At 70.5% G+C, this 8,013-nt stretch carries 9 protein-coding genes; 4 read left to right on the top strand and 5 right to left on the bottom strand.

The genetic code is table 11. The annotated features are described in order from the left end of the window. Nucleotides 1-179: 179 nt before the first annotated feature. A complete protein-coding gene (locus ABZT06_RS47780; protein ID WP_355755578.1) occupies nt 180-776 on the bottom strand; it encodes a TetR/AcrR family transcriptional regulator in 597 nt (198 codons plus the stop codon). A gap of 143 nt (nt 777-919) precedes the next feature. Between ABZT06_RS47780 and ABZT06_RS47775 the strand changes: the two genes are divergently transcribed. From ABZT06_RS47775 to ABZT06_RS47760, 4 genes are all read left to right on the top strand, one after another. Next, the gene (locus ABZT06_RS47775; RefSeq protein WP_355755576.1) at nt 920-2,485 is read left to right on the top strand and encodes an MDR family MFS transporter; all 1,566 of its coding nucleotides are present in this window, start codon (nt 920-922) and stop codon (nt 2,483-2,485) included. A 138-nt stretch (nt 2,486-2,623) separates the two neighbouring features. Continuing rightward, nucleotides 2,624-3,118 carry a helix-turn-helix transcriptional regulator gene (locus ABZT06_RS47770; RefSeq protein ID WP_355755574.1) on the top strand — a complete coding sequence of 165 codons (495 nt, stop codon included), beginning with the start codon at nt 2,624-2,626 and terminating at the stop codon, nt 3,116-3,118. After that, nucleotides 3,115-3,549, top strand: a complete 435-nt coding sequence (locus ABZT06_RS47765) for a VOC family protein (protein ID WP_355755571.1) — start codon at nt 3,115-3,117, stop codon at nt 3,547-3,549. Before ABZT06_RS47770 ends, ABZT06_RS47765 begins: the two co-directional genes overlap by 4 nt. After that, a complete protein-coding gene (locus ABZT06_RS47760; RefSeq protein ID WP_355755580.1) occupies nt 3,540-4,400 on the top strand; it encodes a class I SAM-dependent methyltransferase in 861 nt (286 codons plus the stop codon). Before ABZT06_RS47765 ends, ABZT06_RS47760 begins: the two co-directional genes overlap by 10 nt. A 34-nt stretch (nt 4,401-4,434) precedes the next feature. Here the strand turns inward: ABZT06_RS47760 and cseC are convergent, their stop codons facing one another. The 4 genes from cseC to ABZT06_RS47740 all read right to left on the bottom strand — a co-directional run bounded on the left by cseC (nt 4,435) and on the right by ABZT06_RS47740 (nt 7,805). Then, nucleotides 4,435-5,769 carry a two-component system sensor histidine kinase CseC gene (cseC, locus tag ABZT06_RS47755; protein WP_355755570.1) on the bottom strand — a complete coding sequence of 445 codons (1,335 nt, stop codon included), beginning with the start codon at nt 5,767-5,769 and terminating at the stop codon, nt 4,435-4,437. Between the two features lie 19 nt (nt 5,770-5,788). Then, entirely contained in the window at nt 5,789-6,493 is a 705-nt protein-coding gene (gene cseB / locus ABZT06_RS47750) for a two-component system response regulator CseB (protein ID WP_355755568.1), read from the bottom strand. Between the two features lie 98 nt (nt 6,494-6,591). Continuing rightward, on the bottom strand, nt 6,592-7,278 hold the full coding sequence (locus ABZT06_RS47745; protein ID WP_355755566.1) for a hypothetical protein: 687 nt from the start codon (nt 7,276-7,278) through the stop codon (nt 6,592-6,594). Further along, a complete protein-coding gene (locus ABZT06_RS47740; RefSeq protein ID WP_020122536.1) occupies nt 7,263-7,805 on the bottom strand; it encodes a SigE family RNA polymerase sigma factor in 543 nt (180 codons plus the stop codon). Before ABZT06_RS47740 ends, ABZT06_RS47745 begins: the two co-directional genes overlap by 16 nt. Between the last annotated feature and the right edge of the window lie 208 nt (nt 7,806-8,013).

Genomic DNA, 8,013 nt, shown 5'->3' with positions numbered 1-8,013 from the left:
CGCCGGCGCCAGTCCCTCGCGCCGCTTCGCCTGGCCTGGAGATGCCCGCACCAAGCACGCCTCGCCGGACCGCAGACGTCGGTTCCTCGCGCTGCCCCGGTCGACCCGGGGACGCCCGCACCCGGCGCCGGCCGGACCGCGGGCGCCGGCCCCCTCGCCCCGCCCCCGGAGTCGCAGCCCTAACCGTTCCCGCCACCCCGGTGGGCCTGGGTGACCAGGTCTGTGGCGACCTCCAGGACCGCCTTGCGCTTGGACTCCTGGTCGCCGGTGATGTCCTGGAGGAAGAACATCCCCGCGTGCAGGGTGAAGATCGCGCTGACGCAGCGGACCTGGTCGGTCAGGTCCGCCTCGGGGTCGACGATGATCTCGCGCAGCCCCTGCATGCGCTCCTTGAAGGTCTCGCCGACGCGCAGTTCGCGGACCGCCGCCTGGTTCTCCTGCATGAAGCGGAACAGCGGTGTCGCCCCGGCCAGCGTCTCGCTGTAGCGCCGTACGATCTCCTGCTTGGTCTCCAGCGTGTGCGGCTGCTTCCGGCCCCACTCGATGAGGTCGAGGATCGGCTGCGTCAGGTCGTCGAAGATGCTGACGAGGATCTCTTCCTTGGTCTTGAAGTGGTAGTACAGCGCCGCCTTGGTGACATCCAGGTGCTCCGCGATCTCCCGCAGGGACGTCTTCTCGTACCCCTGCTCCGCGAAGAGTTCGAGGGCCACGTCCTGGATGCGCTGGCGCGTGTTGCCGCGGCGCTGCTGCTTCGTGACGTCCATGGTGCCGCCCATCCTCGTGCTCCTCGGCTTTCCATAAAACTTACTTGACGCCCGGCTAGTTACGCGTCTACCTTCCCCAGTGTAGACAACTAGCCGGGCGGCAAGTAAGTACCCCGGCGGGGGCAGTACCGCAGGACCTCAGGGGAGTGGGAACGATGGCGGACACACAGACGGTCGAGACCGAACCGGACAAGAAACAGCGCAGCGTACGGGTCGTTCTGCTCGCGCTGATGATCACCATGATGCTCGCGATGCTCGACAACATGATCGTGGGCACCGCGATGCCGACGATCGTCGGAGAGCTCGGCGGACTCGAGCACCTTTCGTGGGTCGTGACGGCCTACACCCTGGCCACCGCGGCCGCCACCCCGCTCTGGGGCAAGCTCGGCGACATGTACGGCCGCAAGGGCGTCTTCATGAGCTCGATCGTGCTCTTCCTGGTCGGCTCCGCGCTCAGCGGCATGGCCCAGGACATGGGGCAGCTCATCGGTTTCCGGGCCGTGCAGGGCCTCGGCGCCGGCGGTCTGATGGTCGGCGTCATGGCGATCATCGGTGACCTGATCCCGCCGCGGGAGCGCGGCAAGTACCAGGGCATGATGGCCGGCGTCATGGCGCTGGCGATGATCGGCGGCCCGCTGGTCGGCGGCACCATCACCGACAACTGGGGCTGGCGCTGGTCCTTCTACATCAACCTGCCGCTCGGTGTCGTGTCCCTCGGCCTGATCAGCGTGGTGCTGCACCTGCCGAAGAAGCGCGCGCAAGCCCGTATCGACTACCTGGGCGCAGCCCTGCTGACCGTCGGCATCACCTCCATCGTGCTGGTGACCACCTGGGGCGGCACGGAGTACGCCTGGACCTCCGCGCGGATCATGGAGCTCATCGGCATCGGTGTCGCCGCGCTCGTCGGGTTCGTGTTCTGGCAGACCAAGGCGGCCGAGCCGGTCGTACCGCTGCACATCTTCCGCAGCCGCAACTTCACGCTGATGTCGATCATCGGCTTCATCACCGGCTTCGTGATGTTCGGCGCCACCCTCTTCCTGCCGCTCTACCAGCAGTCCGTGCAGGGCGCCTCCGCGACCAACTCCGGGCTCCTGCTGCTGCCGATGCTCGGCGCGATGCTGGTGACCTCGATGGTCGCGGGCCGGATCACCACCAACAGCGGGCGGTACTACGTCTTCCCGGTCGTCGGCAGCGTCCTGATGGTGATCGGCCTGTACCTGCTGTCGACGATGGACACGGGGACCTCCCGCTTCACCTCCGGCGTCTTCATGGCCGTCGTCGGGTTCGGCATGGGCTGCCTCATGCAGATCACCATGCTGGTCGCACAGAACAGCGTCGAGATGAAGGACATGGGCGTCGCGTCCTCCTCCACGACCCTGTTCCGTACGCTCGGCTCCTCCTTCGGCGTGGCCATCATGGGCGCGCTGTTCAACCACCGGGTCCAGGACGTCATGGCCGAGCGGGGTGGCGCGCTGGGGGCCAAGGTGACCGAGCAGTCCGCGTCGCTGGACTGGAAGAGCCTGCAGAAGCTGCCGGTCTCGGTGCGCGAGGCGTACCAGTACGCGGTCTCCGCGGGCACGCACTCGGCGTTCCTGCTCGGCTCGATCGTCGCCGTGATCGCGCTGGTGGCGGCGGTGTTCGTCAAGGAGGTGCCGCTGAAGGGAGCGGGACCGCAGAAGTCGGCGGACGACGCGGCGCCGGCTCCGCTGGTCGAGGTCTGAGCCACCTCTCCTGAACCGAAAGACCGAAAGACCCGAAAGACCCAAGGAACCGAAGGCCCCCGGACGGTGTCCGCCCCGGGGGCCTTCTCCATGTCCACAGGCGGGGTCGATGTCAGTGCCGCATGCCACCATCGGCCCATGGACAAAGTGCGGCAGATCCGGCTCGCCAAGGACGCCATGGACCGGGACTGGGCCGACCCGGAGCTGGACCTCGGCGCCGTCGCCGCGCATGCCGGGTACTCGCGGTATCACTTCCTGCGGGCCTTCAAGGAGGCGTACGGCGAGACGCCCGGGCAGTACCTCACGCACCGGCGGATCGAGCGGGCCGAGGAGATGCTGCGAGGGGCCGACCTGAGCGTCACCGAGATCTGCCACCTGGTCGGATTCAGCAGCCTCGGCACCTTCTCCGCCCGCTTCAAGGCGCGGACCGGTCTCACCCCGAGCGAGTACCGCACCCGGCACGTGGGCCGCGGCGCCGCCCTGATCCCCGGCTGCTACGCCATGCTCTGGGCCGGCGGCTTCCCCACCGGGAGAGGCCCGGACAGGACCGCAACTTCGAAGAAGCGGCCCGGCCCCGCCGCTGCCTACGGTGACGGGGAGGAACCCCCGGACGACAGGAGAGCAGAGCCATGATCCAGGGACTGGGCATCGTCACCGTATGGACCTTCGACCAGCGACGCACCAAGGCATTCTTCACCGAGAAGCTGGGCTTCGAGGTGCGCAGCGAGGTCTCGATGGGCGAGATGACATGGGTCACCGTCGGCGCCAAGCAGCAGGAGGGTGTCGAGCTCACCCTGATGAGCCTCGACGGCCCGGGCCTCGACCCCGAGTCCGCCGAGGCGCTGAAGAAGCTCGTCGGCAAGGGCGTGATGGGCGCGGGAGCGTTCCGGACCGACGACTGCCGCGGTGACTACGAGACGTTCCGGGCACGCGGGGTGGAGTTCCTCCAGGAGCCGCAGGAGCGGCCGTACGGCATCGAGGCGATCTTCCGCGACGACAACGGCAACTGGTACTCGCTGACCCAGCGCAGCGAGGAGCTGGACTTCTCCAAGGACTGGGCGTGACGAAGGACGTGGTCGAGGCCGACCACACCGCCGTGCGGGTCGCCCTCTGGCGGGCCCTGCACGTCCGCGCGGATCCGCCGCCGCATGTGCTGGACGACGAGATCGGGCTGCGGCTCGCGGCCCCCGACGACGGGTGGCGCGACCGCCCCGACATGCACGTGGACGCCACGCGCCGCACCCGTGCGTCGATCGTGGCCCGGGCCCGGTTCGCCGAGGACGTGGTGGTCGAAGCGGCCGGGCGGGGGGTGGATCAGTACGTCGTCCTCGGCGCCGGTCTCGACACCTTCGCCCAGCGTCGGCCGGAGTTCGCGGAAGCCGCCGGACTGCGGGTCTTCGAGGTCGACCGGCCCGGCCCGCAGGCATGGAAGCGGCGGCGGCTCGACGACCTCGGGTTCGGCGTCCCCGAGTGGCTGCGGCTCGTGCCGGTCGACTTCGAGGGGGACTGGTGGGGGCGGCTGGCCGAGGCGGGGTTCGATCCCGGCCGCCCCGCCGTAGTGGCCTCCACGGGGGTCACCATGTACCTCACCCGGGAGGCGAACGCGACCACGTTCCGCCTGGTCGCCGGGCTGGCCCCGGGGTCCACGTTCGTGACGACGTTCATCCGGCCGCTGGAGGACGTGGAACCGGGGCAGCGCCCGCAGCTGGAGGTGGCCGTAGCGGGAGCGCGGGCGGCGGGCACACCGTTCCTGAGCTTCTTCCGGCCCGCCGAGATCCTGACCCTGGCCCGCGAGTCCGGCTTCGACGGGGCCCGGCACGTGCCGGTGGAGGAGCTGGACCGGCGGTACTTCGGGGAGCGGACGGACGGCGTACGACCGTCCCGGGGAGAGGAGCTGATGGTGGCGACCACCTGACGGAGGCGCACCTGATCCGCGCGCAGGGTCGCGGTCACGGCAGCATCGGATAGCTCCCCGTAGCCGTGGGCGCATGCTCCGGCAGCCACAGCACCGCCACCGCCCCCTCCGCGGGCACCCCTTCCGGCGTTCCGGCCGGGCGGACGTTGCGGAAGGTCAGCCGCGCCCCCAGCACGCGGGCCTGACCCGCCGCGATCGTCAGCCCCAGCCCGTGCCCGTGGCCCGCGCGGTCCGCGCTGCCCGTGCGGAAGCGGCTGGGGCCGTCGGCGAGGAGGTCCTCGGGAAAGCCGGGGCCGTGGTCGCGGACGCGGATGACGCGGCCCTCGACGGTGACCTGGACGGGCGGCTTGCCGTGCCGGGCGGCGTTGGCGAGGAGGTTGAACAGGACCCGCTCCAGGCGGCGCGGATCGGTCGTGACCTCCGACTCGTGGACCACGCGGACCTCGATCTCCGGGTCCTTGACCGCCACCCGCCGGGTGACGAACTCGCCGAGCAGGATGTCCTGGAGTTCGGCCCGCTCGTTGGCGCCGTCGAGGCGGGCCACCTCCAGGACGTCCTCGACGAGGGTGCGCATGGCCTTCGCCCGGTCCAGGACCAGTTCCGTGGGCCGGCCCGGAGGCAGCAGTTCGGCCGCTGTCAGCAGGCCCGTCACCGGTGTCCGCAGCTCGTGCGCGATGTCCGCGGTGACCCGGCGCTCGGCCTCCAGCCGCTGCTGGAGCGCGTCCGCCATGGCGTCCACGGCGCTCGCGAGGTCGTCGGTCTCGTCCCGTACGACCCCGCCGATCGCGTCCCGCACCCGGACGTCCGTCTCGCCCTTGGCCATCTGGTTGGCCGCGGTCGCCGCCTTCCGCAGCCGCCGCGACAACTGCCCCCCGATGAGCACGCCGAGCGCGCTGCCGCCGAGGACCACCGCGATGGAGCCGATCACCAGGGCCTGGTCGAGGTCGTTGAGGATGTCGGTGCTGCGGTCGGTGAACCCGGTGTGCAGGGACAGCACATGGCCGCCCTTGACCGGGACGGCCGCCCAGATGTCCGGGCCCCGGTCCGGGCGGTCGGAGACGTAGGTGGCCCGGCGTCCCTCCTCGACCTTCTCGCGCAGCGCGGGCGGCAGATGGCGGTCGTCGACCGCGATGCTGGGGAAGTTCGGCTTGCCCGTCAGCTCGAAGTTGCGCTGGGCGATCTGGATCCGCTCGTCCGCGAGGTCGCGTGCGTTGTCCAGCATCGAGACGCGCGCCGCGTTGTGCACGACCAGGCTGAGCGCGATCGCCACGAGCGCGCCGACCAGCGCGATGGCCGCGCTGAGCTTCCACCTCAGGCCCGTCCGCACCACCAAGCGCTCCGTCACCGGGCCCCGAAGGATCCCCCGCATCACCCCAGGCCCCCCCTGCTCAGGCCTTCAACTTGTAACCGAAGCCCCGGACCGTCTCGATCCGGTCCTGGCCGATCTTCGTCCGCAGCCGCTGCACATGGACGTCGACGACCCGGGTGTCACCGCCCCAGCCGTAGTCCCACACCCGCTCCAGCAGTTTGTCGCGGGACAGGACCGTACCCGGCGCGGAGGAGAACTCGAGCAGCAGCCGCATCTCGGTCGGGGTGAGCCCCACCGTCTGCCCGGCCCTGCGTACCTCCATGCCCTCGGTGTCGATCTCCAGTTCGCCGAAGGTCAGCACCCCGCCGGCGCCCGCGTCCTCGCCTGCCTCGCCCCGGTCGGCCCCGCCCGCGTGCCCGAAGCGGCGCAGCACCGCACGGATCCGGGCGACCAGGACGGCCCCGTCGAAGGGCTTGGTCACGTAGTCGTCGGCGCCGGCCTCCAGACCGAGCACCACGTCGATGGAGTCGGCGCGCGCCGACAGCATGATCACCGGCACGGTGGACTCGTCGCGGATACGGCGGCACAGGCTGACCCCGTCCAGGCCCGGGACCATGACGTCCAGCAGGGCGATGTCGGGGCGGTCCGCCCGGAACGCCTCCAGCCCCGACAGGCCGTCGGGCATGGCGGTGACCGCGAAGCCGTCCCGCTCCAGGGCGAGTTGGGTGGCCTCGCGGATGACGTCGTCGTCCTCGACGAACAGCACATGGGTCTGGTCTGCCATCCGGGTGCTCTCACTTTTGGGGGTCGTTGCTGTCACTGGGGGATCGTTTCGGGCGGCCCGACCGGTTCACGCCGTACGCCGGCGGACGATGCCGTACGTCAGCTGTCGGGCACCGGAGTCGGTTCCGTGCCGACGTTGCCGTAGTCGCTGTGCGTCCGGTACACCGCGGCGAACCTCCCCGAGGCCCAGCGGTACGTGATCACGTTCTCGCCGGACGGGTCCGAAACCGGGTCGCCCTTCTCGTACACCTGCTTGGTCACCACCAGGTCGCCGCGGTCGATCTCGGCGTAGACGGGAGGTTCCTCGGTCTGGAAGATATTCTGGTACGAACCGTCTTCCTCGCGATACACGTACGAGCCGACGCCCACCAGTTCGGCACAGCTCACGACGTTGACGACGACGTCGTCGGCCGCGCCGCCGGTCAGGTCGCCGTAGAACAGGTCGACCGGGTACTGGTCGGTGCCGCAGGGCTCAAGATCGCGCTTGACCGCCTCGGAGACCTTCGGGTCCGACCTGAGGAGAGCCACCGCCCCCTTCCGGTCCAGACGCGGGGAGGCCAGGGCGGACCGTACGGCGGAGGGCAGGGCTGAGGGGGAGCCGCCGTCCGCCGCGACCGCATGCGCCGGACCCTCGTCACGGGTGCCGGTGCCGCCGGTGGCGCAGGCGGAGACGAAAAGGGCGAGGGCGGCCAGCACGACCACCGCCGTGCTTGCCGCCTGGAAGATCCCCCGGACCGGAGCGAGGTCCGGCCGGGTGGGCCCGGGCTCGGTCAGGCCGCCGCGCAACGCTCCCGCTCCTCACGCTCCAGCGCGCGTGCGTCCAGGTCGCGGGCCTCCAGCTCCTCGCGGAGCCGGGCGAGCGCCCGGTGCAGCGTGCTCTTGACCGTACCGGCCGACATGCCGAGGGCGGCGGCCGTCTCCTCCGTGGACATCTGCTCCCAGTGTCGCAGCACCACGACGCTGCGCTGCTTGGGGGCGAGCACCTTCATGACGTCCATCAGCAGGGCGCGGTCCGCGTGCTGCTCGGTGGAGTCGTCGACCGAGGCGTCCGGGAGCTGCTCGGTCGGGACCTCCTCGAGCTTGCGCGCCCGCCACCACTCCGTGCGGGTGTTGATCATCACCCGGCGCAGGTAGGCGTCCGCGAGCCGCTTGTCCTCGATGGTCTCCCAGCGGCCGTACGTCCGCACGAGCGCCGTCTGCAGCAGGTCCTGCGCGTCGACCGGGTCCGGGACCAGACGGCGTGCGCTGCGCAGCAGCGCGTCCTGCCGGGTGCGGACGTACTCCTCGAACTCGAGCACCTCGCCCTGCGCCATGTCGACCGCCTCCTGATCCCCGTTCCGGCAGTCACTGCCGGTTCTCATCGCGTGTGCTGCCGCCTGGTGTGCGGCATGGCAACGAAGCTACGGAGCTGTTGTCACGGGGCTGTGCGAAGCAGCACGCGGCTGGCACTCGGCTGTCCGTCGGTTGTGTAACGGAAGCCGAAAAGGGGTATACCGGCGCGGCTATTTGCGCCGGTTCAGG

Origin of the sequence: Streptomyces sp. NPDC005483 (genome assembly GCF_040606035.1) — a bacterium.
Classification (GTDB): domain Bacteria; phylum Actinomycetota; class Actinomycetes; order Streptomycetales; family Streptomycetaceae; genus Streptomyces.
Note: the sequence above shows the minus strand (reverse complement) of the source record. Positions and strands in the feature narration are given on the sequence as shown.

Coding starts and splice junctions, on each gene's coding strand:
- ABZT06_RS47780 (WP_355755578.1), bottom strand. CDS start 776: ATGGGCGGCACCATGGACGTCACGAAGCAGCAGCGCCGCGGCAACACG.
- ABZT06_RS47775 (WP_355755576.1), top strand. CDS start 920: ATGGCGGACACACAGACGGTCGAGACCGAACCGGACAAGAAACAGCGC.
- ABZT06_RS47770 (WP_355755574.1), top strand. CDS start 2,624: ATGGACAAAGTGCGGCAGATCCGGCTCGCCAAGGACGCCATGGACCGG.
- ABZT06_RS47765 (WP_355755571.1), top strand. CDS start 3,115: ATGATCCAGGGACTGGGCATCGTCACCGTATGGACCTTCGACCAGCGA.
- cseC (WP_355755570.1), bottom strand. CDS start 5,769: ATGCGGGGGATCCTTCGGGGCCCGGTGACGGAGCGCTTGGTGGTGCGG.
- cseB (WP_355755568.1), bottom strand. CDS start 6,493: ATGGCAGACCAGACCCATGTGCTGTTCGTCGAGGACGACGACGTCATC.
- ABZT06_RS47740 (WP_020122536.1), bottom strand. CDS start 7,805: ATGGCGCAGGGCGAGGTGCTCGAGTTCGAGGAGTACGTCCGCACCCGG.